Source organism: Rhizobium laguerreae (assembly GCF_019778565.1).
In the GTDB taxonomy this organism is placed as follows: Bacteria; Pseudomonadota; Alphaproteobacteria; order Rhizobiales; family Rhizobiaceae; genus Rhizobium; species Rhizobium laguerreae.
The window spans coordinates 1-25,087 of the sequence record NZ_JAAXQT010000013.1 but is presented as its reverse complement, the minus strand read 5'-3'; the positions used below and the strand labels follow the sequence as shown (position 1 = coordinate 25,087).

Genomic DNA, 25,087 nt, shown 5'->3' with positions numbered 1-25,087 from the left:
CGGTCGTCAGCTTTCAATCGGTCGTAGTATTTGATGGAATGTACGTTGAGGGTTCAGACTGATAGTATCAGCTACCTTAATGGTACTGGCCTTGCGCCGTTCGCCTCCGGATTTGGTCGTGACCTTGACGTCGGGATGACCAACCAGCGATGAAAGTATGTCGGCCGAATGCGCAGGCGTCAAATTGTAGATACTTTCATAGAAATCAAGCACATTAATCGCACGGCCCCTGTCGGTGAGAAGTCGCGGGACGTCGTCCCGTAGTTGGTCAACCGCCGTTGTGCGCCCTGCTTGATCGAAAAGGTAAAGATGGCCGTCGGTGTGACGAGCGTTATAGCTCAGCATATTGAGGCCGGCCCTGCCGAAATGGGCTTGCGAGCTGCTGTTGTCATGCAACACATTGTTATAGACTTGGCGGGCGCGGTATGACTTGGCGAAGTGGATAAACCAGTAGCGCCATCCATCTGGATTGTGGATGGAGAATGGGCTCACAAATGGCGCGCAGACCTGAAACGCGCCGAACACGAGGCGCTCTGCCGTGCCCAGCCATCGTTCGTTGCTCATCGGAAAATTCAACTGCTCGATATCTCGAAGGGGCAAGCCCAAGAAAGCCAATTGTGACAGCAAGAGATCGGGGTTTGTTCGGCTCAAAAAGGCCAAGAACGACTGGATACTGAAGGTGTAAAAAATTTCAGATTGGTAGGTCTGGATTATGTCGACCAATGTCGCGCGGTCGACGTAGCTATGTCCGCATTGATCCAGGTTGAACAATACGTTCGTAACTTTCGCTGATGTCAGTATTGTTTTGATCGTTGGGTAAGCGTCTTCGAATCTCTCGTTGAGAAAGCTCGTTTCAATTCGCAGATTTTTGCTGCTTTCCCGCACCTCGGCAAGCAGTGGAGCAATGTTCTGCTTCAGGAGAGAAAGTGCGGTCGGGTCAGAGTCATTCAGAATCAGGTGGCATTCTAGGTCGATGTTGGGAAGCCCTTCGATAGCCCGCGCCAGATTTATCTCCTCAGCAGCGGCATTTACTCGGTCAACGAAGATGAGGGGTGAGCCCAGGGCGCCTCCAGCATATCGTCCTGCACCAGCGAAGCCGTCAACAATGGCGAAGCGGAAGCGTGGCTGCTGCGGGTGCTTACATCTGACAACTATATATTGCAGGACATATTCGTGCAGAATCTTGTGTTTGCGCTTCGAGTGCTCGTCAAGTTGCGCGCCACCTTCCCAATCATACCGTTTCCTGACCACTCATCCCCCGATTGTGAAAGCGTTTCGTGGTGACCTCACGCTATTGCATGGGTAGGCATCTGATCCCATGTGCGGCCTTTATATTCTCGGCCATTTGCTTTCTTCGACCGCCGCTTATTGTCCTTGCCCCACGTTCCCCATTGCTTGAAAAAGAACGCCGTCTCGTGGTCCAGGCAACGGGCGTATATCTCATCGATCCACTCCTCCTGAAGTGGTCGAGCAGATTTGCCGCTTTCTCCGCCGACGATAGCCCAATGGATATCGGCAAGATTAATGGTGCCGACAGAACCGATCAGCGGTTCGAAAGAAATAAAGCGAATGGCTGCAGGCACTTGACGAAGATGGTCAACGCGCTCCGTCACAGCCTCGTTCTCGACGCTGGTTCCAAGCCACACGTTTGGCAGAATTTCGCCAATCACCTGGCGTATAACAGCAGCCATGCGGTCTGGCCGTTTAGTGAGGATCTGGTAGTTGTGATGCGGCGTTTCGCGCATCACCTGCCAGATTTTTGAAATGAATTCATCGGAGACTGAACCATGGAAAAGGTCGCTCATCGAATTGACGAAAATCTTGCGAGGCTTTTTCCACGCATGCGGAATGAGGAGGGCGGTTTCATCCTCCCGGACAATCCCGGTCCAGATTGTCCTTGTTCCGCTCGTACGGGTTAAGCCCACATATTTGTCTACATGCATAGCTTCCAGCCGCTTGGCCATGGCCATTGCGTAGCAGTTCGTGCATCCAGCGGACATGATAGTGCAACCCGCGACGGGATTCCATGTCGCGTCAGTCCATTCGATCTGCGTCTCAGCCACTTGCAACCCTCCGATAGTCTGGGTGATATGACATCAGCATACCCTTAATTCTCGTTAATTTGCAGTGTTCGTCTATAGATTGTAGAAATGATTTATGCGCCTTTCTAATATGGGAAGTTTGTCCCTCGTGAACCGAGCTGAACATCCATGACAACTCCCTTTCAGGTCTCATTCGACCTATTACCTTCGTCGGGCCATTTATCTACTTTTTCGCCCAAAGGTGTGGGCGAGTTTTTAAGCGATAGCTTTAATGCTGACCTCCTTGCTAAGCGGTTGCAATTCCCGATCCTCACGCGGGGTCGCACGCTTCTGCTAGTCGCGGATTTTGGCGGCCACCATCAAAAGCAGCACTTTGATACTTACACATTCTTGATATTGGACCTTGCGAAAAACCAGAACTGGTTGGCGCACCAACGCCGATTTCGCCATTCAATCCTGCCGAACAGCCGACGAATGTCCTTCAAGGCACTAAACGACGGTATGCGGCGTCAGGCACTAGTTCCATTCATGCGGGCGGCGGCTGGTATCGAAGGTTACTTGGTACAGTTTGCCATATCCAAAAAGGGTGGATCACTTTTCACGGGTCCCGCCGAGGACGAGGTGGGCGCTGAATTACTGAAGGGATGGAAGGCGAATGTGCAAGAGCGCTTGCTACGAGTGTTGCACCTGAGCGCATTTCTATTGTCAGGCCTGTCGTCGCCAGGACAGGACGTTCTTTGGGTTATTGATGAAGACGCTATCGCCGCGAATGTGAGTTTGCTTACAAGCCTAACGCGACTTTTCCAGCGTGTCATGGCCTCCTATTTTTCCCATTCCCTCGGTCACATTCGCTGCAGCACAACGGGCATTGCCGAAGATGGAAGTCTAGTTCTCGAAGATCTTGCTGCTATTGCGGACCTTACCACGGGCGCGCTGGGCGAATTATGTACTGGGTTGGTCAATGAGAAGGTGTTTCCTCGACAGGGTCTGCTTACTCCGCTGCCCAAGCAACTCACATGGAAGACGAGCTTGCTCGCATCCTGGATGGCGGCGCCCGAGTTTGCGATACGTCGCCATACTACAATCCTGGGGTTGGGTCCGGGTGAAAAAAACACTCTTGTCTCGACGCTGGAGTGGCGGATGTACGAAAGAACTTTTGCTACGTCGCCGTGACGTCAATCTGTCGTTGGGTGATCTGCCCGCACTCAATCTCACGCCTGCCGGAAGATATGGGGTAAGCGACTGCACAGGTGGTCGACGTACAGACCGGCGAGCGCAGTCCGCAGAGAGACTTCTATCTCGACAGAGCGCAATTTCAGCCATACGTGTAACTCTACGTTGGCTATGCCGCCTACAACATACGCGTCTGCACCATCGCGGCGAAGACATGTTCCCGAACCGTCGGCGAGACAATCGATAGAGTGAAACTATCAAACCTTCTCAAGTGGTTGAAATTCTAGTAAAGGGAGGGTCAACGGTTCGAATCCGCTCAAGGCGAGCATCGTTCACTTTCGCAATGGCGCCCAATCGGAAATAGAAGGTCAGATCGCTGAACGTCAACTTTGCGCCTGCTTGTCGGCCGTTGAGCTGATCTTTGCTGTTGCCCGATAGCAGACGTTGCTGGCGACTAGCCTGAACATCGTAGTTGCGCCAACAGCCGACTGTGGCCAATCGCCTGGAATCACACGTTGGCACTTGCTAGCCTACTAAGCAGGAAGCAGCATTCGGCCCCATCGCCATCCGGCGTATAGCTCGCTAGTCGGCGTCGGATACAGCCAACCTCGCGACGCCCATCTTGGAACTTGGCGACTAGGCCTTCACGACCCAACCACACATGGCGAGTTTGGCGGTCAAGCTAGAGCAACGCTGCCGGCACTTTGATCGATCATCGCATCAGGCTGCTACCGTGACCAGGAGCCGATCATGTGCTAGCTTGCCTTTCAATCTAATCGGGATGCCGCAAGCCAATGACCAAGCGTACCGCAGTTCTCTTGGCCCCATTAATCGGTACCTGGCTGGCTCTTGTCCAACCGGCTGCGGGCCAAGTAGAAACCGCCATATTGGTCGTAAACGCCGCCTCTACGATCGTAGGGGCGTTCAGGAAAAGCGGCAGCGGCGGGCTCACCTCCATTCTGACAGCTATGTCGGAAAATCTGTCTCAGATCAACCGCGGTTTGCAGACCGCCTTGAGTGAGCTTGGAGCGATCAGAGAGGGGCAGGCTAAACTTCCGGTAAATATCTATGACTACTTCTCCGTGAGGGCCGTTGCGGGCCAGGCCCAAGCACTCTATGAACTTCGAGAGCAGGGTCAGACATCAAACACTGACGCAGATAGGTACGCTTACTACCGCGACCTCTTCGCTCTCTACGACGACGTTAGAAAAGCTCGGCAACAAGTGCTGAATGAATCGTATGAAGTCGGCGAAAATCTTGTGATTCATTTACCGCTGATGTTCATGATTGAGCAGGAGGCCTATGCCCTGCTCACCGGAGCGCTTACCGGGAATGCAAGCGACAACGCGCTGCTACCGTTCGCTGTCAGCGAGGCTGCGTGGATTAGCGCGTTAAGCAATTACCTCCGGTTTTACAACATGGCCGTCGATGCAAACTTTACGGGGTCATTCGCAAATGAGAGGCGCGCGCTGAACCAAAAGATCAGTGGCTTGTTAGAGCCTTATTCAAGTCCTTCGCTGGAGGCGCTGCGTAGATACGCTACAATTGAGCGATCGGAGTTTATCTGTTATTATGTGGACTCGACCCACGAGGAAGCCTACACATTTCCCGATGGCATGGGCGGCTCGGATTCAAATACAGTAATATATACAACTCGCGCCCTTTACTATCGTGAATACAATTTCAACAGATTCGAAGGCGAGCTAACGCTGGCAGCGAGATCTGAAAAACCATTCGGCATGAGGATAGGCCCGACTCAGAGTGTATCTAGCCTCGACCAGCAGACATATAATGAGTTGCAGAGACTGAATGAAGAGCTTCGCATTGACTGTAACTACCCGGTGACGAAAGAAGGACTCATCCAAGAGGACACACTCTCACGGTTGGATATCAATGCTCTCCAACCGGACATTGTTCGTAGAGGATTCCTTGCTGCGATCGATGAGTTAGACCGCAAGACAGCGGCAATGCTGGTGGAGCAGGCGGCACCCTACGACGCGAAAATTGAAATGTCGCTGTATCCGACACTGACAAGGGTCGCACGAGAAATCGGGGGAAAGTAGTTTGCCAGTTCCAACTATTGCCGCGTGGTTTCTGGAAACACTGGGCGCGTGGGGTCTCACGAAAGGGCTCGACAAGCTTGCAGAAGGATACAGCGACTTGACGGGCGACTATACGCCGCGTGACGGCACTCTCGATGCGGCCTTGTTGGAAACCTATAAGAGCGGATTTCCGAACTCGTACAGAAAGTACGGTGTCCTGTTCGAGGTGGTTTGGGTCCAAGGGGATGATGGATACGAGGCCTTGATGGTGCCGCGTGGATACGGCCAGACGCCCTCTCACGCAATCATCAATGAGAGAACATTTGCATCCGAAGAGCCTAACCTCTCGGCAGATATGCAACATGAAATTGCTGACCGACAATTGCGGATCGATGACTTCGCTGAACGCAGCAATGTTCCTGTCTTACGACACGGACTCTGGCTTGAGTATGACCCGGCAAGGCGTGTGTGGAGAACCGATAAAGTAAGGATCGCGGACGCGGAACTTGCTGCTGATCAGCAAATGCGGGCGGCGACCGCCCTGGCAAAACTGCATGCGACAAGCGCTGGCGTTGAGAAACTCAGGCTGCAAGCAGTGGCTTGGCAGCGCTACTACGAACAGTACCAAGAACAGCTGATTAAAATGGGCATCAAGGAGGAAATTTCAAACTTGGTGGCAGCAAATGAATCAATGACACGCAAAATCGAGGGCGCAATTGACGAGATGCGGCGCTCTGATGCGTCAGCGGGTTTTTTCAATTTCCTCTCCCTGCTTTCGGCCGGCCTCAATCTGGCGAAGGCTGCAATGCCAACATCAGATGTTGCTGCGAACCGCTACATTGCCCTGCGTGATTATCACGCTACCGAGGTCCGGCAGATCGGAGAGAAGCTTTTTAGAAATGACCTTCGACTGCGGGAATCATTGAGAGATGGACCTGATGGTCCATTTGTGGTGCCGGAATGGTCGTACAAAGAGACCGTTGAACCTTTATTACGCTCGAAATAGCGCACTTGCTGGCCTGTCCAGCTTCCACTGGCCAGCCGACGTGCACCGGTTTGGCGCTCGCCACGGTTGGCCAAGACCGGCAGCTCCGCCGTCCGATCTTCGAACGATCTACCCTACCCATGCTCGCCCGCCCGGGGAAGCTCCAGTCAGATCGCCCTGCGCCTGGATCGCCCCATCGACGGTCTCGCCCTCGTCGGCGCCTTATGGTGCTACTGCTATGGCGAGACCGAAAGGCGCATCCGCGATGTCAGGAATGGTCGGTCAGGGACCACGGACCTACCGGATCGGTTGTCCGCTATCGCCTTTCGGATGCCAGAAACTGCCGGTCGGCAAACGGCCCAGATTGGTCATTCCTCTAGGGACCGGGCGCTGTTAGCTGGAGGTGCATTCGAAATAAGCGACCTCTGAAGCTTTGCAACAATGTGAGACGGATGAACATTATGGCCGTGATAAAACCAGTAGATGGTGCTAGCAATCCCATCGACCTTTCGGGCGAAGCTCTTAATACCACCGCGGCGTGCCATGAGAAGCGATTGACGGGCATCTTCGTCGAGATCGTAAAAGTTCACAGGCTCACCATCAGATGAAGATCTCTACTGTCGATGTTTGAAGGTGCGAATAGGATGGACGATGGCTATCAGTGATAAGCCTAAGTTGGTCGGGGATGCGTGCTGCGGATTTAGATCTTCCAGGATTGGCCGTTGCCCATGCGGAGAGATCATCAAACGACATCGCTCTCGACTAGCCGTTGACTAGGTTCGTATATCTTCACGGCTAGGACTTTTGCCGCAACATGATCGTAACACAAACAATGCGGTAGCGATCGCACAAACTACCGGTCGTTGGTTCGAATTGGCTCAAGAGCTTAACAGTCCGGCAGTTAAGCTAGTTTACCCACACGAGGCGGCTGGTGCGGTCGACGAACCCGGACTCGGCTCGCTGCTCAGGCGCCTCAGCGGGTTTTCGAGAGAATCTTGCGGCCTAACGCAACAGAAACTCGTAGCGGACCAATTTTAAGCGCGCAATTATTGACAGTACCTGCTAGAGACGTCACTCCACACCGCAGAAATCCTCGTGTAATATTCTTGATATACTTGCGTTGGCGCTTCCCGGCGATCGCCTGGTTGCCGGCCAAAATAACCGTACAGGCGAACAACGCGCGAACCCGTATCGCCGATGCCCGGCCGGAAGCTGATGTCTGCCGCGATTGACTCCCAAGAATCGTTTCTGATTTTGGAAACTCTCGTTTCGGTTTCACCGACGATGCGGAACCATCGCTCTTCGATCTCCAGTTCAAAGCGATCTTTGGTGAAGGCGATACCCGGGTTCGACGCCAAGGCATCATGCAGTCCCTCCGCCATTTTCCTCCTACAAGTGTCCGGTATTGCGACCGCTCTAGCTGGCAGGGTGTACGATGGGGTACTGCTGTCTAGATCTAATTCGGAAATCGGCGCATGTTGATATGAGGCGTCCACAAACGGGTTGCTAGCCCGTCGTTCCGCAGGTGTTGTCCTAACGCCTACAATTGTCCGAAATAACGGCCGGTCGCCTGACAATATTGCGATCAAATAGCAACCGTGCATCACGCCTTCCCGACCTTTGCGCAAGCGGGTTGCGCAGATGGCGATACCCCTGGCGACCAATGGCGGGATCGAGACCGTGACGGATTTGTAGGCCGTATCGCGGTCGACAAGACGGAAATTCAAATACCGATGTTCGTCGAATTGCCTTATATTTTGCTTCTCGAGAAAAGCATAGGCATAGCTTGAATTGGTGGTGACGTAGCGCGCCCGGTTTAGCGAAGCATCGCGCTCGGTCGTAATTTCTTTGAGAATTTCTTCATCGGCGAGGGACATAAAGGAACTAAATGGCCGAGCTAACTCTAAGTAGCGGCTGTACGTGCCCAGCTTGTTGTTAAGCTGAGATCCAGTGTCGACGCAACTTAAAGTCTTGCATATAAAATCAAACGGAGCAGTCGCGCTGTCATTGTATTCATACAGGCCAAAGAACCTACTCTCGTTTCTGACGTGTAAATCGATATAAGTTAGTCGACCTGGCTGTTGGAGTGTGAGGATATCGTCGGTTGCACGGAGGTTAGGACTTGGACTGAGAAGCGTGGCGGAGAAAGCCAGCAATAGGAGCACGCGTCTCATTGCCGCTCTTTCTTAAACAGATATGCGACCAGAGCGCTGGTCGTTGCCGTATAAATCCCGATGACCAATGAAAATATGGAAGAAAACGTCTCGAATGACATTGAGTCCGACAGCGCGCTACCAGAGTCTGTGCTGTTTGCTATCCAGAACGCCACGAAAAGCGCGAGGCTCATTATTGATGCTGCAACGAATGGACCTTTAGTCAACAGTCCGAGCAATTCGGGCGTGGCTATCGCTGGGGGAGCATCTGTTCCTTCGAACATGAACACGATTGCCGTCGAAAGATAACCGAGAAAAAGCGGAAACACGATTTGTAATAATTGAATACTTTGATCAAAAGCCAGAGGGTATCTCAGGGCTGGCCCGACAATGAACACAGCTCCGTAGACTGTCATGAGGCCAAAGCTCCAAGTAACGATCCACTTTCGCGCATCCTTGTAGGTCATGATGGTCCTGGTAAAACAATTCTGTCCTGTTGAGAATTAACATCAAAACGGCGACCCTGCAACTTTAAGTCTAACGCGACATGCCAAGCTTGGGACGACAAGCATTTATTGTCACCAAAGATGTTCGGTGAATGGAACCTTGTATGAAGGGTCTTAACGGTGAACTCAGTGATCTGGCCAATCCTGTACCCCGTCAATTCGGGACCGGGTTTTGTCGGCCGCCATTGCCATATCCCTTTCCTTTGACGACAGGGGCTCCATTCGCGGGGTGGATGAGGCATGTCTGGCCGGAGCGGCTTCGCCTCGCTCCTATTCACGAAACGGCGCTCCGATGGCTTAGAAACTTCAGCACGTTGGCTATATTCCAATAGCAGGGTCGCTGGTTCCAATCCTTTCAAGGCGGTCATTTCGACTAAATGACACCTTTGCTGAAAATAAAGCATCCGTACGGACCGGGATCCGAGGTTCTGACAATTGCGAACGAGTTTTTTGCCGCCTCGTAGAATGCGAAGCGTTCCAATGCGTCCATCCTGATCGGCCGCACCTCCGCGCGATCGAGGACCGTCTGCATCGCGGAAAAGATTGGCATCTGCTTTTCCGGGTCGCCCACAACCTGCATCCGTATCACGGGGGCGTCGACGAATGTGTCGAGCGGAAACAGCTTTAGGATCGCTTCCGCTGCACGCTCAAGACCACAGCCGGAGAGGTCAATGAGGCGGCCGTAGGTGGTGTGCCGGGCGATGGTCTGGGCGGGATGGTTGATATCGCACAAGACCAGCTGGTCCCCGTGCCCCATTAGCATCAACGCATGGATCAGTTCAGCGTTGATGACCGGATCGATTCCTTTCAGCACCTGGTGCCTCCCTTGGCTGCAGCGATTTTCTTCACATAGTATATACACGTCGTGATGTTTGCAAATCATGCTTTAACGTCGAGCAGAGGATCGTCATCGGGTATCTAGGGCGATCCACCGGCTATTGCAGGCATAAATAGGAGCAAAGAACGGAGAATGAGAGGCGGCATAAAAATATTTCGGACGTGCGGGTAAACGACTTTACACGCAGATGTTATTATGTGAAGTTTCTAGCCGAATGATGTCCCTTCCAGGGCGGACCGGGCGGCGGCGGTGTTGCTGGATGCGACGCCCCGCCGCCGCCTTCTGGAGGGACGATCAACCGTCGTGGGGAGCGCGACGCATCGGGAGGAATTCGCATTGGCATCCATGGATATCGTGAACGTCGGCAAAGCCTACGGAAGCCTGACCGTTATCCACCGGGTTTCGGTGGAAATACCCGACGGCGAGTTCGTGGTGCTGGTCGGCCCTTCGGGCTGCGGGAAGTCCACCCTTCTGCGCATGGTCGCCGGCCTAGAGCCGATTACATTCGGCGATATTCTCATCGACGGCCAGGTGGTGAACGATCTGCCGCCAAAAGATCGCGACATCGCGATGGTGTTCCAGAGCTACGCTCTCTATCCCCACAAGACAGTCGCCGAGAACATGGGCTTCGCCTTGAAAATGCGCGGAGAGCCTAAGGCGGATATCGATGCCCGTGTGAAGAAAGCGGCCGAGATTCTCGATCTGGTTCCTTATCTCGCACGCTATCCGCGTCAACTCTCAGGCGGCCAGAGACAACGCGTCGCCATGGGACGGGCGATCGTGCGCGATCCCAAGGTTTTTCTATTCGACGAACCGCTTTCCAATCTGGATGCGAAGCTGCGGGTGCAGATGCGCGCAGAGATCAAGGAATTGCAGCGGCGGCTCGCGACCACGATGATCTATGTCACCCATGACCAGGTCGAAGCGATGACGATGGCGGATCGCATCGTCGTGCTGCGGGACGGACGCGTCGAGCAGGCCGGTTCACCGCTCCAACTTTATGACAAGCCGGCCAACATTTTCGTTGCCGGTTTCATAGGCTCGCCGTCGATGAACCTGCTCAAAGGCCACATCCGGACGTCCGGGGCACGTTTTTTCGAGACCGACGACGGTATCCGGCTGCCGCTTGTTCGCTCCCCGGAAGGCTCCGATGGCCGGCCCGCCTTTTACGGCATCCGGCCGGAGCATTTCGCGCTTGGCGGCGAAGTGACGGCCAACGTCACTGTCGTGGAAACAACGGGATCGGAGACGCAGGTTTTTGCCCGGATCGGCAACCAGAAGGTCATCGGCGTCTTTCGCGACCGGGTGGAGGATCAATCCGGCCAGCCGATGGCGATGACGCCAAACCCGGCATCCGTGAATCTTTTCGATCTGGAGACCGGATTGCGGCTCGATTGAAAGCCGCTTCGCCGATGCACCGCGACGCAGGGGCTCGGCCGATACCCATCACATGTGATGATTTGTTCAACGGGAGGAGTGAATTATGAAGGTCAGTGACTTCGAAAGAATGATGGCGATCGGCCTGAGCCGCCGCGCCATTTTGAAGACCGGCGCCAGTCTGGGGGCTCTTGCCGCCGCCGGCACCATTCTCGGTGCTGTCGGCAGCGCCCGCGCGCAGGACGCGTCCTTGCGCAGCCAGATCCTGCAGATTCCCGGCGTCGGCAAGGGTTCGCCGACCGATGCGGATTGGCAGAAGGTCGGGGAACTGTGCCTCGGCGCGACCAAGAGCAGCGTGAAGCAGGGCGAATTCGCCGGCGTCGAACTGTCTTTCATGGGGCTCAACAACCAGAATCTCCACAATGTGATCTTCCGCGGTTTTCTGAAATCTTGGGAAGATTATACGGGTGCGAAGATTTCGTGGATCGATCTGGCGCAGGCAGACTATAATCCGCGTCTGCAGCAGGCCATCGCCACCGGGACGGTGGATTTCGATATCCTGGAGATGGGCGCGCCTTTCGAGGGCGACGTCTGCGGCAAGGGGCTTGCATCCGAAATGCCGGACTGGGTCAAGGCCCAGATCGACATGGACGACTATGTCGACTACCTCAAGGCGCCGGTCGGAACCTGGGAGGGCAAAACGTATCGCATCTCGGTTGATGGCGATTGCCACAACTTCAACTACCGCGCCGACTACTTCACCGATGCCGACCTGGCAAAGGCCTGGAAGGACGAGGGACATGAGGGCGACTGGGGCGTACCCAAGACCTGGCAGAAGGTTCAGGAAGTCACCAAGTTCCTCAAGGGCAAGACGATCGGCGGCATGGAAGCGATCGGCTATCTCGATGCGCCGAAAGCCTGGGGTGGGTTCGGCTTCTATTTCCTCGGCAGCCGCGCCACCGCCTATGCCAAGCATCCAGACGACAAGGCCTGGCTCTTCGACGTTGATACGATGAAGCCGCGGATCAACAACCCGGCCTGGGTCCGGGCCATTCAAGACGTGATCGACGCGCTGCCGTCGGAGTCTGGCGATCAGCTCAATGCGGACCCCGGCACCACCGCCTTCCAGCAGTTCCTGGCTGGTACCGGATCCATGGTTTCCTGGTGGGGCGATGTCGGCTCCGGCGCGCGCACCAGCGACACGTCGGTGATCGGCGACACCGTCGCCTTCGATATCCTGCCTGGCTCGGACGACGTCTACAATTCGAAGACCGGTCAGTGGGACAAGTTGCCGAGTGGTCCGAACCACGCCCCGAACATGGCCTACCTCGGATGGGGCGTTTACGTCATGGCCCGGGTCGACAGCGACGAAAAAAAGAAGAAGGCAGCCTGGAGCGCGGCTGCCCATCTCGGCGGCAAGGACCTGGCTCTGTGGATGGCGGCATATCCGTCCGGTTTCCAGTGCTATCGCAAGAGCCAGTTCGACACCAAGGAATGGGTCGAGGCTGGCTACGACGAGGCCTTCATCTCGAACTATCTTGCCTCGCAGTCGAACTCGTATAATCACCCCAATGCTGCCATCGAGCCGCGCATCCCCGGCATCTTCCAGTATTACAGCGTTGCAGAAGACGAGTTGGCCAAGGTGTTCGCCGGCCAGATGACAGCCCAGAAGGGGGCGGATGCGATTGCCGTTGCCTGGGAAAAGATCACCGATCAACTGGGTCGCGACAAGCAGATAGCGCTTTACAAGGCATCGCTCGGCGTCTGAGCCTGAGGTCAATCGCCTCAAAGGCTCATCTGAAGGGCTCCGGCGGCATGATTCTCCCATGTCGCCGGAACCGCAGAAACAATTTTCGAACTTCTGCCGTGAGGGTCTGCTGCCATGTCTCAGTCAATGACGCTGGTCACGAATGCACCGTTCGCAGCGCGCCGTGCTGCTCCTGCCGGAAAGCATATCCTGCTCGGCAGGGCTTTGTTGACATTTGCGACCATCGCTTTCATCGCGGTCCTGGCGCTGCAGTCGCTCGATGCCATGAGCGTCATCGCACTGGGCTTTGAGAGCTGGCGCCCTCTGCTCTATGTCTATCTCATCTGGGCTGTGGTCTTCGGCGTATCCCAGGTGATGATCCGCGGTGAGGCTGGCGAGCGCGCGGCCTTCATCCTTCCGGCCGTTCTTTTTACCGTCGCCATGGTGATCTTTCCGACCATCTTCGGCCTCTACATCGCGTTTACCGATTGGAACCTCAGTGCGGTCGAGGGACGACACTTCAACGGCCTCGACAATCTGCGCACGCTTTTAGCGGATGCCTACTTTTGGAACGCGCTTTTGAACATGGTCTACTATGTTCTGGCGGTTCTCGTTCAATATGCGATCGCCTTCGGCCTTGCTCTTCTCCTCAACGCAGAGATTAAGGCGCGCAAGTTCTTCCGCGTCGCTTTTCTATTGCCGTTGATGCTGAGTCCGGTCGCCGTCAGCTGGATGATCGGCAAGTCGCTAATGGAGTACCGCTTCGGTCCCGCGGCGACGCTGGCACGTTATCTTGGCTGGGACAATCCCGCCTTCTTCTCGACCCCCTGGCTGGCGCGGTTGTCGATCATGGCCATGGATGCGTGGGTCTCCATTCCCTTCATGATGGTTCTGCTGCTGGCAGGCTTGCAGGCATTGCCTGCGGAAATCAAGGAGGCGGCGCGGGTCGATGGCGCCACCGGCTGGCAATCGTTCAAGGAGATCACCTTCCCCCTGATGCTGCCGGTGAGCATGACCGCCTTGATCCTGCGGATCATATTCGAGCTGAAACTCGCCGATATCGTCATCAATGTCACGGCAGGCGGCCCGGGTGGCGCGACGGACACGGTGTCGAGTTTCATCTTCCGCGAATATCGGGACCGTTCCAACGTCGGCTACGGCACCATGCTTGCCGAAGTCTATCTCGTCATCATCATCGTCTTTGTCGCGCTCATCCTGAAATGGGCGAGCCGATGGATGCAAAGAACAACTGAGGGCTGACACGATGTCGACAGCACATGGGGCAATCCGTCCAGAAACGCCCGCACGTCGAAGCTTCGCGCTGCCCGGCTTCATGACCCGTAGCATGTTGATCTACGCCGCCCTGGTCTTTTGGGCCTTCGTTTCTCTGTTTCCGATTTACTGGACGGTGACGACGTCGTTCAAGACCGCCGTGAACGTCACTCAGGGCCATCTCATTCCCTTCGTGGATTTCAAGCCGGACTGGAAAGGTTGGCGTTCGCTCGGCCTGTCGCCCGACACGATCTTTGCCCAATCGACCGTGCGCGACGAGTTCATCCGCCGGTTCTTCAACAGTGTCGTTGCGTCGGCGGGCGCCTCGCTGCTCGCCGTGATGATTGGATCGCTCGCGGCCTACGGCCTCAGCCGCTTTTCCTACAAATTCCTCTGGATGCGCAACAAGGACATCTCCTTCTTCTTCCTGTCCCAGCTCATCCTGCCACCGGTCGTGCTCGCGATGCCTTTCCTGGTTCTCTACAAGCAACTGATGCTGCTGGACTCGCTTGTCGGCCTCATCCTGGTCTACACGCTGATGGTGCTGCCGATCGTCATCTGGATCATGCGCGACCAGTTCGACACGATCCCTCTGGAGCTGGAGCAGGCTGCGCTTGTCGATGGCTGCTCGATCTGGGGCGCGTTCGTGCGGATCGTGCTGCCCATTGCACTGCCCGGCATGGTCGCAGCCTTCATTCTGTCGGTTATTCTATGCTGGAACGAGTATTTCTTCGCAGCCCTTCTGACCAGCACCGAAGCCAAGACACTGCCGGTAATGGTCGCAAGCCAGACCGGATCGCAGGGCATCAACTGGTGGTCCATGGCAGCGATCGCGAGTGCTGCCATTCTCCCGCTCCTGCTCATCGGCATATTCCTCGAGCGCTACATCGTTAAAGGCCTGACGGCGGGCGCGGTGAAATAGCGCGGAGCCTCGTTCGTCGACCCAGGACGAGCACGATCGCGCGAAATGGTGCGCCGCACAACATTTCATAACTTTACAAATTACTATTATTATGTGAAGTAGACCCCAACGCTAAACGATGTGAGCCCAGTCCAGTGACCCCATTGAAATTCGCCACCCGCCTCAACTCCTTTGCCTCCCGGCCGCAGGCCGAATGGCCTGATCTTTCCGGGAAGCCGAGTGTCAAGCAGATGGTCGCCCGTGCTGCAAAGGTCGACGGCTTGACGGATCTCGATCTCAATTATCCTGACCACGTCTCTGAAGATTCGCGCGAATTGGCACGGCAGATCGGGGATATGGGCCTTGCGGTCAACGGCTTTGCGATGCGTTACTACACCAATCCCGCTTTCAAGATTGGCGCCTTCACCAACCCTGATGCAGCGGTTCGCCGTGAAGCCATCGACCTCACGAAGAAGGGCATCGACGCGACCCGTGAGGCCGGCAGCAATCTGATGACCATCTGGCTCGGGCAGGATGGGTTCGATTACGCGTTCCAGGCCGACTATGCAACCTTGTGGCAACACGAGATTTCTGGAATTCGTGAAGTTTGCGAGCATGATCCCGATTGCCGGATCAGCATCGAATACAAGCCGAACGAGCCGCGCTCCTATAGCCTGATGCCCGACTGCGCCACGACGCTGTTGGCCATCAAGGAAATCGGCCTCCCCAATCTTGGTGTGACGTTGGACTTCGCCCACGTGCTCTATGCCGATGAGCAGCCGGCCTTCGCGGCGGCGCTGATCGCCCGCTACAGCCGGGTGCTCGGCGTCCATCTGAACGACGGCTACGCCAAGCGTGACGATGGCCTGATGGTTGGCGCCGTTCATACACAACAGACGATCGAACTGCTGCGCCAGATCCGCAAGGACGGTTATGACGGGGCGATCTATTTCGACACATTCCCGGATATGACCGGTCTCGATCCGGTCCACGAATGCGAGGTGAACATCCAGACCGTCAAGCGCATGCTTGATGTCGTGGACCGCCTTGAGCAGGACAATCGCCTGTCTGGTGCGATTGACCGTCAGGATGCCGTTTCCGCCCAGGCGATCATTCAAGAAGTGATGCTTGGCGCGGGATCTTGAACTCCAACAGCCACAGCACGCCAGACGGCGTGTGACTTTCACACTCGGGAGGAACCGATGAAGACATTTTTGAAGACGACTGTTGCCGCAGGTCTGGCTGCCAGTTTCCTGTTCAGCGCCGCCATCGCGCAGGATCTTGCCCCACTCAACTCCGACACCGAAAAGGACCGCATGGACTGGTCGCAGCTCGAAGCCAAGCTCGGTGCGTTTCCCAAGCTGCCGGAAGGTACAAAGGCTGGTGCCGTGTCCAAGACGCTGACCAACGAATACTGGCGCTCGCTGGGTGATGGCTACAAGAAGTTTGGCGACAAAGTCGGCGTGCCTGTCGTCTACCAGGCGGCACAGAGCGAAGGCGATCAGTTGGGTCAGCTGACGATCGCCGAGGGCCTGATCACCCAGGGATACAATGTCCTGCTGGTCTCGCCGCAGACCGACGCCAATCTCCAGCCGGTCATCGAACAGGCGAAGGCTGCCGGCATTCCGGTCGTCAACGTCAACGATGCCGTAATTCCGCAGGCGGAGCACTATGTCGGCAACGTCCAGCGCGACAATGGTGTGCGCGTGGCGAAATGGTTCATCGAGAACCGGCCGGAAGGCGGCAAGGTTGCGATCGTCGAAGGGCAGGCTGGTGTCTACGCCGCCGTCCAGCGCACTGATGGCTTCAAGTCGACAATCAGCGAAGGCGGCAAGTTCGAAGTCGTCGCAAGCGTTCCGGGCAACTGGGATCGCCAGACATCCTATGACGCCGCCACCAACATCCTGCAGCAGCATCCCGACCTGATCGGCTTCTATGCCAACAATGACGGCATGGCGCTCGGTATCGTCGAGGCGGTCAAGGCAGCCGGTCTTCAGGACAAAGTCGCCGTATTCGGCACGGACGGCATATCCGATGCCTATACGTCGATCAAGGCTGGAGAATTGACGGGCACCGTCGACAGCTTCCCAGTGCTGACCGGCGAAGTAGCTCTTGAAACCGCCTTGCGTCTTGTTGCCGGCCAGAAACTGCCCCGCGTCGTCGCCACGCCGCAGGCGCTCATCACCAAGGACAATGTCGCGCGCTACCAGGGCGAGGGCGTCGATGTCCGCGCCGTGCTGATGGAAGACGCAGCCAAGGCGAAGTGATCGCCAAACGAGAAAGATGCCGGTCGTTCTGGCCGGCATCTCTTGCCGATTGGAGGGTGACGCAATGACACCGAGATTGAGATTCGAGGCGATATCCAAAAGCTTCCCGGGCGTGAACGCATTGTCCGACGTGTCCTTTGATGTCGCGCGCGGCGAAATCCATGGGCTTCTCGGTGAAAACGGCGCGGGAAAGTCGACGTTGCTCCGCATCCTGTCTGGCGTCTTTCGTCCAACCTCCGGGTCCATGTTTGTCGACGGCGAAAATGTCTCCTTTCGCAAGCCGATGGATGCGCGTGGTGCCGGCATCGCCATGATCCACCAAGAACTGCAGCAGGTCCCGCATCTGAGTGTCGCGCAGAACATGTTCCTCGGCCATCCGCTGACGACCGTGGGCGGGTTGTTCGTCTCGAGGCGCGAGCAGGAGCGGCGGGCTGCCGAAGCATTGTCGATGATCGAACCCGGCATCGATCCCGCGGCCCCGATCTCTTCGCTAAAGGTGGCGCAGCGCCAGATCGTCGAGATTGCCCGGGCCTTGCTCGACCGCGCCAGGATCATCGCCATGGATGAACCGACATCCAGTCTGACGCCCAGTGAGTTCGAACGGCTGGCCGAGGTTATAACGAAGCTATCGGCCAGTGGCGTGACGATTATCTATGTCTCGCACAAGATGGACGAAGTGTTCCGCATCTGCCAGCGCGCCAGTGTCATGCGCGACGGCAAGCTTGTCGGTGCGGTGGATGTACGAGCGGCTTCCCACCAGGATGTCATCACAATGATGGTGGGGCGCGAGCTGATGCAGGAGCAGCATGTCTCACACGCGACCGCGACGGTCAAACTCGAGGCGCGGGGGCTCTCGTCGCTGACGAAAATCAGGGACGCATCGTTCAAACTTCACCGTGGCGAGGTTCTCGGCATTGCCGGGCTTGTCGGATCCGGCCGGACGGAACTCCTGCGCCTTCTGGCTGGAGCTGACAGACTGACGGCGGGCACGATCGACATAGACGGCAAAACCGTGAACCTGCGCAATCCCCGCGATGCCATTTCTGCCGGCATTGGTCTCGTTCCTGAAGAGCGCAAGCGGGAGGGGATCATCCCCGTCCGCTCGGTCACCATCAACATGGCACTTCCCTCGCTCGGAAGTTTCTCCAAAGCCGGCATCATTCAGGGCGGCAAGTTGCGCAACACGGCGGAGGACCTGCTGCGCCGGGTCAATCTCAGGCCTTTTCAGTTGGACAGACCGATCCGGCTCTTCAGCGGTGGCAATCAGCAGAAGGCGATCATCGCCCGCTGGCTGGCAAGTAAATCGCAGATTCTCCTGTTCGACGAGCCCACACGTGGAATCGACGTCGGCGCCAAGGCGGAAATCTATCACCTCATCGAGGCGCTGGCCGCCGATGGGTATTCCATCGTGGTGGTCTCGTCCGAACTGCCGGAAGTCATCCGGCTTTCCGATCGGGTCCTTGTCATGCGGGACGGGCAGATTGCCGCGGAAATCGCACGCGCCGACCTCACCGAAAGCGCCATCGTGGCGCATGCCATTCCCGGTGCAAATACCGGCCGCACGCCAGCTCCGGCCGCCTAGGCGTGGACGAAACAAAGGAACACGTTATGAGCAACTCGCCGGCCGCCGCCGACACGAAACTCTTGCCCGCATTCGGTCGCTTCTCGTTTTCTTTGAGAGACGCCGGCACGCTGATCGGCCTCGTCGTCATCATGGCCGTGTTTGCAACATTGGTTCCCGGCTTCCTGTCGGAACGTAACCTGGTCAATATCCTGCAGCAATCCAGCATCAACGCCTGTTTGGCGCTTGGCATGACATTGGTGATCATATCGGGCGGTATCGATCTGTCCGTCGGTCCTACGGCTGCGATATCGGCGGTCATCACGGCGACCCTGCTTCTTTCCGGAACGCCGGTTCCACTTGCGATCTTGGCGGGCCTCGGGATCGGCATCGCCTGCGGTTTCATAAACGGAGTGCTGGTCGCCTATGTCGGTCTGCAGCCCTTCATCGTGACACTCGGTACGTTGAGTACATACCGCGCGCTCGCGCTCATCTATACGGGCGGCAATCCCGTTCTTGGCATCCCCACGGGTTTTCGATCGCTCTTCAATGGAAACCTGTTGGGGATCCCAACACCCGTTCTGATCGTTGCCGTTGTGGCGCTGGCCGCCTGGGTCCTACTCAAGAAGACCCCGATCGGCGAGTATCTCCTGGCCGTTGGCGGCAACGAGGAAGCGGCCTACGTCGCCGGCGTACCGATCGCCCGTACCAAGATCACGGCTTATGTGATCTCCGGTGGACTTGCAGCTCTTGCGTCCCTGATTCTGATCGGGCGCCTGGGCGCTGCCGAGCCGATCCTCGGCAATCTCTGGGAGCTTGATGCGATTGCCGCCGCGGCCATTGGCGGAGCCTCGCTGATGGGCGGCAAGGGCAGCATTCTGGGAACGATCCTCGGCGCCATCATTCTCGGTACGATGCGCAACGGTCTGACGTTGATGAACGTCCAGGCCTTCTATCAACTGCTGGCAACCGGTCTTATAATCCTCGTTGCGATGATGATCGATCGCGCCACGAGGGGACGAGAATGAATACCGAAAACTTCGACACGAAGGCCGTCGGCCCTCGAATCCGCATGATGATGCCCTTGCTGACGCCGCTTGAAGCTAAGGTGGTCGATACGGTGTTTGCGTTGCGCGACTTCAGCGACGACACGTCTCTGAAACAGATTGCCGACGATGCCGGAGTTTCGGAAGCCATGGTGGTGAAGATCACCAAGAAACTCGGCTTTGCCGGGTATCGGGATTTCCGCGCGGCGGTCAGCCAGTATAACCGCCAGCCCACGGCCGAAATGCATCAGGAACTCTCGGTAGACGATACGTCGCAGGAGATCGTGCAAAAGGTGTTTCGCACCTCGATCAATGCCCTGGAAGAAACATTGTCGATCCTCGACATGGAGGCGTTCGACAGGGCGGCGGATCTGATCCATCGTGCCAAACAGCGCGATTTCTATGGCGTGGGCGGCTCCGCGCAAATTGCGCGGGATGTGTCGCACAAATTTCTGCGGATCGGCGTGCGGGCCAGCGTCTTCGATGATTTGCACATGATGCTGATGTCGGCGTCGCTGCTGGTCGACGGAGACATTGCAATCGGCTTTTCCCATTCGGGCAATACCACGGCGGTGATCGAGGCGATCCAGCTTGCGCGGCGAAACGGCGCTCGCACGATTGCCATCACCAACTACAACTCGTCTGCGTTGGCGCAGGCGGCCGACGTGGTGCTTTGTTCCACCGCGCAGGGTTCTCCTCTGATGGGCGAGAATGCCGCCGCGCGGATCGCGCAGCTCAACATCCTCGACGCTGTGTTCGTTGCCGTTGCCCAGCGTGACTACAAAGCTGCCGAACGCAATCTCGAGCGGACCATGTCCGCCGTCACGTCCAAACGAAAAGATCGACTCCCATGACAACTGCACCCCGCGTCACCGTCTTTGGCAGCCTCCACTACGACATCGCCGTGATGGGACCGGCCCGGCCGCGCAAGGGTGAAACAGTGACGGGAACATCATGGCATCCGAAAAGCGGCGGCAAGGGCGGCAACCAGGCCGTTTCGTCGGCGCGCACGGGTATTGCGACGTCGATGATAGGGGCGGTTGCCGATGACGAATTCGGGCGGTTTCTCATTGCAAATCTCGATCGCAAAAATGTCGATCACACCTTCGTTCGGCGTAGCGCATCGCAATCCACCGGCATGAGTGTGGCGATCTTCGATGCCGAAGGAGACTATGGCGCAGTCATCGTCTCCGGAAGCAATCTCACGCTTGGCGATGGCGATGTCGCAGCGGCTCGGGATCTTCTGGACAGGACGACGCTCCTTGTTTTGCAGAGCGAAATCCCGGATGCCGCCAATGTCGCAGCGGCAAGAGCGGTGAAGCGGGCGGGTGGGCGTGTGCTGATCAATGCAGCACCGGCGCGCCCGCTATCGTCCGATCTTCAGCCGCTCATCGATATCCTCGTCGTCAACGCAATCGAAGCGGAAATGCTGGCAGGGCTTCCAGTCGTAGAAACACTCGCTGGCGCTCTGGAAGCTGCAAAGAGGCTTGCCAGTGTCTTTCCCGAGGTCGTGGTGACCGCAGGAGGTGTCGGTGTCGCTTTTGCAGATCGCCAAGGGAATGAAATCCTTATTGAGGCCGTCAGGGTCGTTGTTGAAAGCACCCATGGCGCCGGTGACGAGTTCATTGGCGTGCTGGCTGCAGAAATCGCATCTGGGAAAACGATGAACTCTGCTCTTGGGAAGGCGAATATAGACGCCGCGAAGCTGGTCAGTACCCCTGAAAAAGATCGTGTGTGACCGGAAAAGCTTAAAACAGAGGCAGCGTTGATTGAGACTACCATGTCTTCCAGAACAAGGGTTCTAGCGTCCTCATTCTTCTATCGTTTGACGAGGGCTATGACATAAAACCGGTCGAGTTCGGCCGAACGACATGCACGAACCAAGACAGCTCAAGTCCTATTATCAGTTAAATGCTGCGTGCGTTGATAGCGTGCCAGCGGTTCGAAACGGGGGCGCGGACGAAAACTGGACCACCAAGGAGGTAGTTCATGTATTCCTCCGCAGACAGCGCAACCAACAGACCAGAGGTACTTGATCCCGCTCTGCTGCGTGCCGGTCGTTTCGATCGGCAGGTGCTGGTGGATCGGCCGGACAAGTCGGGCCGGCTCCAGATTCTCGGCGTGCACCTTAGGAAAGTGAAGCTCGCGGCCGATGTCTCACCGGAAAAAATCGCCGCGCTCACACCGGGGTTCACTGGCGCCGACCTCGCCAATCTCGTCAACGAGGCAGCCCTGCTCGCCACGCGCCGTCGGGCGGAGGCGGTGACGATGGCCGATTTCAATGACGCGAACGCATCGTCGCCGGTCTCGAAAAGCGCAATCGCCTGCTCAATCCAAGAGAGCGTGAAATCGTCGCCTATCATGAGATGGGACATGCGCTGGTCGCCATGGCGCTGCCCGGCGTCGATCCGGTGCACAAAGTGTCCATCATTCCGAGAGGGATCGGTGCCCTCGGCTATACCGTCCAGCGTCCGATCGAGGATCGCTTCCTGATGACGCGGGAGGAACTGGAGAACAAGATGGCCGTGCTGCTCGGTGGCCGCGCGGCGGAATGGATCGTCTTTGGCCATCTTTCGACGGGTGCTGCCGACGATCTCGTCAAAGTTGCGGACATTGCCCGCGCGATCGTCACACGCTATGGCATGACCGACAAGCTGGGACACGTGGCTCTGGAGAAAGACCGGCGCTCGTTACTGGGGGCTGATCGGTTGTATTACGGTCCGCAGGAGCGCGACTATTCCGATGAGACCGCAGCGAGGGTTGACGAGGAGATCCGTCGGATCGTCGACCGTGTCTTCGATGAAACAGTGGCGCTCCTCGGACAGCGGCGAGAGATACTGGATCGGTCCGCTAGGCTTCTCCTCGAGAAGGAAACTCTCGATGAGCGTGAATTGCAGGTGCTTGTGGACACCGTTGAACAGCCGGAACTCGGCCCGGCCGCAACCCCACCGGTAGCATAACAATGACGCCGCTGATGGCCGGCTCGGCGGAGACTTTTGTTTTCGTTACTTCGATGGGAGCTGAAGTTTTTCCCTCTGCATCACGTCGCCAACCCGGCGCAGCCCAACCTGCAGCCCTCCCACTCGACGGTCTCGCGGTCATCGGCAACGATGCCAACACCCCCGCGGTGCTGAGGGATTGAAGTCGACCACCGAAAAGCTTGCCAGGAGGTCCGCGCGGCCATCAGGTATCGGGGCCATCTCTCCGATATTGCGCTGTTGATCCCTGTCCGATTGCGCACAGACGCCGACGAATGGGAACTGCCGCGCAACAGCAAGGTTCGGTCGACTGGCATCGTACGCAGCTAAAGAAGGAGGCTCGTCAATGGAGACGATCATCAAAGCTGACCCGAACATCAGTTGGGGAGCCCCCGTGTTCGTTCGTATCGGAAATGGCTTCCTCGAGCGTATCGACGGTCCTAAGGCTGCATTGGAAGCCTTGCTCCATCGTTGGCCATCGCAATCGCAACCAGAATACGCGGCTGCAAAATGCAGATGCTCAGACGCCATCAGACACCGTGGAGGCGCTGAGCTTGCCCGCAGGACGTTCATGGAGGCTGCTGTCGCTGCGAGGGTGCTCTCATGAGCGTTCCTGTGGAAGGTTCGGCTGCGCGGAATTTCGCGGCTTGCGGGCCGGAATCGAACCGGCTTGTCACCATACATCAGCAAGTGCTTAAATTGCCGTCTACCGATGGATGAGTCCAGCAGTGGAAGATGTATATACCAGCCGATCTACAAATGGCGCGAGACCTGGCCAGGAGAGACACCCTGACTTCAGCGGTCTCCACGGCGAACAGTCGTTCGACCGCGTCCCATGCCGGATGGTCGAGAAGGACTACGAAAAATTGTTGGAATTGCATGGTTGGCTGAAACGCGGTCGATAGCTCCGGCATCGACCATTGCATGAGCTTGGATGAGCGGCACCGACAGCCGGCGCTGATAAACGCACCGCAAATGTGCAAAGGAATCTACCTGCGTTCCACGTCCATGAATCGGAAGAATTTCAGCCTTCGTACCCGTGCTCGTCAACCAGCGCCGGAGGTTTCCGCGTCTATCGGACCGGACCGGGGGCAAAGGCGCTTAGTCAAGTCCTGGAAGAGAGTATCTCGGGAGGAGTACTGGACGAGGTCGATGGCAAGGGTCAGGGCGCGACGGCCTTCGTTACTATCGATCTCGCAGTCGTTCATTGTACACCACTGCCGAACCGCGGTGATGACGAGCTCGATGTCTTGATCGGGCAATGAAATGAGGGACTGAAGCATTTCTATGCCTCCAAGATCCGATAGGAGCGTCTTGTCACCCTCTAGTGTCAGGCCAGGAGAGGAGACCGATATCACTAGTGGTGAGACGTGGACGACGGCGCGTTGACCTTCAGCGAGTCGGGGCTATCAAACCTAGTGATCAACAGCGTGACCAGCTCCTCGCGCGTCCTGTGTCCTTGATTATAGAGGTCGACCGCCGCGCTGCAAAGCAACTGCATTGATTGTTCCGTTGGCGCGGCGTGATTATGCCGGCACCAAGTCCGAACAGCGTCCGAAAGCACGTTCACGTCTTCTATCTGGAGTGAGAGATTGAAGTTCGCCATATCATCCTCCTTGAGCCTCGCAACAGCTCGCCCGGATCGCGATAAGAACCGTAGTGCATCAACCTCCCAAGGCCAACCATCCGTGCGGTTGCGGACAGTTGCCGGCTGCGACATGGCATAGTGGCGAACGCGTTACTGATGTTGTTGCTTTGACCGCGACAGACAGGCAAAATGAACAGGCTATCCTGCCGGCCACGCCGGGCTGTGAAGGATTTCGAATGCCACGCTTCTACTTCAACATTCTGTCTGAAGCAGGATCGCTCGACGACTGGGAAGGAACCGAGCTTGCTGATCTGGATGCCGCTCGCATGGAAGCGGTGCGTGATGCTCGCGCATTGATGAGCAGTGCCGTGCTGCTTGGATATGACATTGCGTCAAGAAGCGTCGAGATCAGAAACGAAACAGGCGATATCCTGCTCGTATTGCCCTTTTCCGAAGCGGTTAAGCGAATGGGCTAATCTACCTGGCGCGGAGCGGACCCAGCAGCTTTTCGTATTCGCGCTCCGGCACTCCATAGCAGCCACCGGCAATTTCGATCAGTTTTTCCCTGTCCATTATTCGCACGTTACCGCGGGTCGATCGGATCGCGTGGA

22 protein-coding genes and 2 pseudogenes are annotated in these 25,087 nt (G+C 56.8%); 16 read left to right on the top strand and 8 right to left on the bottom strand.

Annotation, left to right across the window (positions count from 1 at the left end):
- Positions 1–6: 6 nt before the first annotated feature.
- Together HFO71_RS31165 and HFO71_RS31160 are read right to left on the bottom strand one after the other, a co-directional pair.
- Complete coding sequence (locus tag HFO71_RS31165; protein ID WP_221978035.1) at positions 7–1,251, bottom strand: three-Cys-motif partner protein TcmP; 1,245 nt, start codon at positions 1,249–1,251, stop codon at positions 7–9.
- A 35-nt stretch (positions 1,252–1,286) separates the two neighbouring features.
- Positions 1,287–2,063 (bottom strand): phage Gp37/Gp68 family protein, encoded by a 777-nt coding sequence (locus HFO71_RS31160; protein WP_221978034.1) that lies wholly within the window; start codon positions 2,061–2,063, stop codon positions 1,287–1,289.
- Positions 2,064–2,210: 147 nt separating this feature from the next.
- Here HFO71_RS31160 and HFO71_RS31155 point away from each other — a divergent pair, with 147 nt between their 5' ends.
- The 3 genes from HFO71_RS31155 (at position 2,211) to HFO71_RS31145 (ending at position 6,263) form a co-directional block, all read left to right on the top strand.
- Positions 2,211–3,215, top strand: a complete 1,005-nt coding sequence (locus tag HFO71_RS31155) for a hypothetical protein (protein ID WP_221978033.1) — start codon at positions 2,211–2,213, stop codon at positions 3,213–3,215.
- Between the two features lie 794 nt (positions 3,216–4,009).
- On the top strand, positions 4,010–5,278 hold the full coding sequence (locus HFO71_RS31150; RefSeq protein WP_221978032.1) for a hypothetical protein: 1,269 nt from the start codon (positions 4,010–4,012) through the stop codon (positions 5,276–5,278).
- Between the two features lies 1 nt (position 5,279).
- Positions 5,280–6,263 (top strand): hypothetical protein, encoded by a 984-nt coding sequence (locus HFO71_RS31145; protein WP_221978031.1) that lies wholly within the window; start codon positions 5,280–5,282, stop codon positions 6,261–6,263.
- A gap of 1,025 nt (positions 6,264–7,288) precedes the next feature.
- On the opposite strand, the gene HFO71_RS31140 is transcribed toward HFO71_RS31145, so the two are convergent.
- From HFO71_RS31140 to HFO71_RS31130, 3 genes are all read right to left on the bottom strand, one after another.
- Positions 7,289–8,416 (bottom strand): hypothetical protein, encoded by a 1,128-nt coding sequence (locus HFO71_RS31140; protein WP_221978030.1) that lies wholly within the window; start codon positions 8,414–8,416, stop codon positions 7,289–7,291.
- Positions 8,413–8,862, bottom strand: a complete 450-nt coding sequence (locus HFO71_RS31135; RefSeq protein ID WP_221978029.1) for a hypothetical protein — start codon at positions 8,860–8,862, stop codon at positions 8,413–8,415. Before HFO71_RS31135 ends, HFO71_RS31140 begins: the two co-directional genes overlap by 4 nt.
- A gap of 412 nt (positions 8,863–9,274) precedes the next feature.
- Complete coding sequence (locus HFO71_RS31130) at positions 9,275–9,715, bottom strand: RbsD/FucU family protein (protein ID WP_168340152.1); 441 nt, start codon at positions 9,713–9,715, stop codon at positions 9,275–9,277.
- Positions 9,716–10,075: 360 nt separating this feature from the next.
- On the opposite strand from HFO71_RS31130, the gene HFO71_RS31125 reads away from it, so the two are divergent.
- The 12 genes and pseudogenes from HFO71_RS31125 (at position 10,076) to HFO71_RS31070 (ending at position 23,495) form a co-directional block, all read left to right on the top strand.
- Entirely contained in the window at positions 10,076–11,137 is a 1,062-nt protein-coding gene (locus HFO71_RS31125) for an ABC transporter ATP-binding protein (RefSeq protein ID WP_168337902.1), read from the top strand.
- 85 nt (positions 11,138–11,222) lie between these two features.
- Positions 11,223–12,884, top strand: coding sequence for a type 2 periplasmic-binding domain-containing protein (locus HFO71_RS31120; protein ID WP_168340150.1), 1,662 nt, complete (start codon positions 11,223–11,225; stop codon positions 12,882–12,884).
- Between the two features lie 114 nt (positions 12,885–12,998).
- On the top strand, positions 12,999–14,123 hold the full coding sequence (locus HFO71_RS31115) for a carbohydrate ABC transporter permease (protein WP_245007020.1): 1,125 nt from the start codon (positions 12,999–13,001) through the stop codon (positions 14,121–14,123).
- A 73-nt stretch (positions 14,124–14,196) separates the two neighbouring features.
- Positions 14,197–15,057 (top strand): carbohydrate ABC transporter permease, encoded by an 861-nt coding sequence (locus HFO71_RS31110; RefSeq protein WP_245007033.1) that lies wholly within the window; start codon positions 14,197–14,199, stop codon positions 15,055–15,057.
- 143 nt (positions 15,058–15,200) lie between these two features.
- Positions 15,201–16,181, top strand: coding sequence for a sugar phosphate isomerase/epimerase family protein (locus HFO71_RS31105; RefSeq protein ID WP_168337918.1), 981 nt, complete (start codon positions 15,201–15,203; stop codon positions 16,179–16,181).
- Between the two features lie 57 nt (positions 16,182–16,238).
- On the top strand, positions 16,239–17,303 hold the full coding sequence (locus HFO71_RS31100; RefSeq protein WP_168337904.1) for a sugar ABC transporter substrate-binding protein: 1,065 nt from the start codon (positions 16,239–16,241) through the stop codon (positions 17,301–17,303).
- Between the two features lie 64 nt (positions 17,304–17,367).
- Positions 17,368–18,885: a sugar ABC transporter ATP-binding protein gene (locus tag HFO71_RS31095; RefSeq protein WP_221978028.1), complete on the top strand. Its 1,518-nt coding sequence runs from the start codon at positions 17,368–17,370 to the stop codon at positions 18,883–18,885.
- 26 nt (positions 18,886–18,911) lie between these two features.
- Positions 18,912–19,892, top strand: a complete 981-nt coding sequence (locus HFO71_RS31090) for an ABC transporter permease (protein ID WP_221978027.1) — start codon at positions 18,912–18,914, stop codon at positions 19,890–19,892.
- Positions 19,889–20,764, top strand: coding sequence for a MurR/RpiR family transcriptional regulator (locus HFO71_RS31085; RefSeq protein ID WP_037168216.1), 876 nt, complete (start codon positions 19,889–19,891; stop codon positions 20,762–20,764). Before HFO71_RS31090 ends, HFO71_RS31085 begins: the two co-directional genes overlap by 4 nt.
- A complete protein-coding gene (locus HFO71_RS31080; RefSeq protein ID WP_221978026.1) occupies positions 20,761–21,648 on the top strand; it encodes a PfkB family carbohydrate kinase in 888 nt (295 codons plus the stop codon). Before HFO71_RS31085 ends, HFO71_RS31080 begins: the two co-directional genes overlap by 4 nt.
- A 269-nt stretch (positions 21,649–21,917) precedes the next feature.
- Positions 21,918–22,870 (top strand): annotated as a pseudogene (locus tag HFO71_RS31075) (ATP-dependent metallopeptidase FtsH/Yme1/Tma family protein); the annotation flags it as partial.
- Between the two features lie 364 nt (positions 22,871–23,234).
- Positions 23,235–23,495 (top strand): DUF982 domain-containing protein, encoded by a 261-nt coding sequence (locus tag HFO71_RS31070; protein WP_221985637.1) that lies wholly within the window; start codon positions 23,235–23,237, stop codon positions 23,493–23,495.
- 439 nt (positions 23,496–23,934) lie between these two features.
- On the opposite strand, the gene HFO71_RS36030 is transcribed toward HFO71_RS31070, so the two are convergent.
- Together HFO71_RS36030 and HFO71_RS31065 are read right to left on the bottom strand one after the other, a co-directional pair.
- A complete protein-coding gene (locus HFO71_RS36030; RefSeq protein WP_003551300.1) occupies positions 23,935–24,171 on the bottom strand; it encodes a hypothetical protein in 237 nt (78 codons plus the stop codon).
- 74 nt (positions 24,172–24,245) lie between these two features.
- Positions 24,246–24,494: a hypothetical protein gene (locus tag HFO71_RS31065; protein ID WP_168337581.1), complete on the bottom strand. Its 249-nt coding sequence runs from the start codon at positions 24,492–24,494 to the stop codon at positions 24,246–24,248.
- A gap of 218 nt (positions 24,495–24,712) precedes the next feature.
- On the opposite strand from HFO71_RS31065, the gene HFO71_RS31060 reads away from it, so the two are divergent.
- Positions 24,713–24,952 carry a DUF6894 family protein gene (locus HFO71_RS31060; protein WP_221978087.1) on the top strand — a complete coding sequence of 80 codons (240 nt, stop codon included), beginning with the start codon at positions 24,713–24,715 and terminating at the stop codon, positions 24,950–24,952.
- A gap of 1 nt (position 24,953) precedes the next feature.
- Here HFO71_RS31060 and HFO71_RS36025 read toward each other — a convergent pair.
- Positions 24,954–25,087: pseudogene (locus HFO71_RS36025) on the bottom strand (Crp/Fnr family transcriptional regulator); the annotation flags it as partial.

What these genes read in the sequence shown, in the direction of transcription:
- HFO71_RS31080 (WP_221978026.1), top strand. Translation starts at nt 20,761, where the DNA reads ATGACAACTGCACCCCGCGTCACCGTCTTTGGCAGCCTCCACTACGAC.
- HFO71_RS36030 (WP_003551300.1), bottom strand. Translation starts at nt 24,171, where the DNA reads ATGCTTCAGTCCCTCATTTCATTGCCCGATCAAGACATCGAGCTCGTC.
- HFO71_RS31135 (WP_221978029.1), bottom strand. Translation starts at nt 8,862, where the DNA reads ATGACCTACAAGGATGCGCGAAAGTGGATCGTTACTTGGAGCTTTGGC.
- HFO71_RS31110 (WP_245007033.1), top strand. Translation starts at nt 14,197, where the DNA reads ATGACCCGTAGCATGTTGATCTACGCCGCCCTGGTCTTTTGGGCCTTC.
- HFO71_RS31065 (WP_168337581.1), bottom strand. Translation starts at nt 24,494, where the DNA reads ATGGCGAACTTCAATCTCTCACTCCAGATAGAAGACGTGAACGTGCTT.
- HFO71_RS31120 (WP_168340150.1), top strand. Translation starts at nt 11,223, where the DNA reads ATGAAGGTCAGTGACTTCGAAAGAATGATGGCGATCGGCCTGAGCCGC.
- HFO71_RS31140 (WP_221978030.1), bottom strand. Translation starts at nt 8,416, where the DNA reads ATGAGACGCGTGCTCCTATTGCTGGCTTTCTCCGCCACGCTTCTCAGT.
- HFO71_RS31100 (WP_168337904.1), top strand. Translation starts at nt 16,239, where the DNA reads ATGAAGACATTTTTGAAGACGACTGTTGCCGCAGGTCTGGCTGCCAGT.
- HFO71_RS31060 (WP_221978087.1), top strand. Translation starts at nt 24,713, where the DNA reads ATGCCACGCTTCTACTTCAACATTCTGTCTGAAGCAGGATCGCTCGAC.
- HFO71_RS31090 (WP_221978027.1), top strand. Translation starts at nt 18,912, where the DNA reads ATGAGCAACTCGCCGGCCGCCGCCGACACGAAACTCTTGCCCGCATTC.
- HFO71_RS31150 (WP_221978032.1), top strand. Translation starts at nt 4,010, where the DNA reads ATGACCAAGCGTACCGCAGTTCTCTTGGCCCCATTAATCGGTACCTGG.
- HFO71_RS31070 (WP_221985637.1), top strand. Translation starts at nt 23,235, where the DNA reads ATGGAGACGATCATCAAAGCTGACCCGAACATCAGTTGGGGAGCCCCC.
- HFO71_RS31155 (WP_221978033.1), top strand. Translation starts at nt 2,211, where the DNA reads ATGACAACTCCCTTTCAGGTCTCATTCGACCTATTACCTTCGTCGGGC.
- HFO71_RS31085 (WP_037168216.1), top strand. Translation starts at nt 19,889, where the DNA reads ATGAATACCGAAAACTTCGACACGAAGGCCGTCGGCCCTCGAATCCGC.
- HFO71_RS31115 (WP_245007020.1), top strand. Translation starts at nt 12,999, where the DNA reads ATGTCTCAGTCAATGACGCTGGTCACGAATGCACCGTTCGCAGCGCGC.
- HFO71_RS31095 (WP_221978028.1), top strand. Translation starts at nt 17,368, where the DNA reads ATGACACCGAGATTGAGATTCGAGGCGATATCCAAAAGCTTCCCGGGC.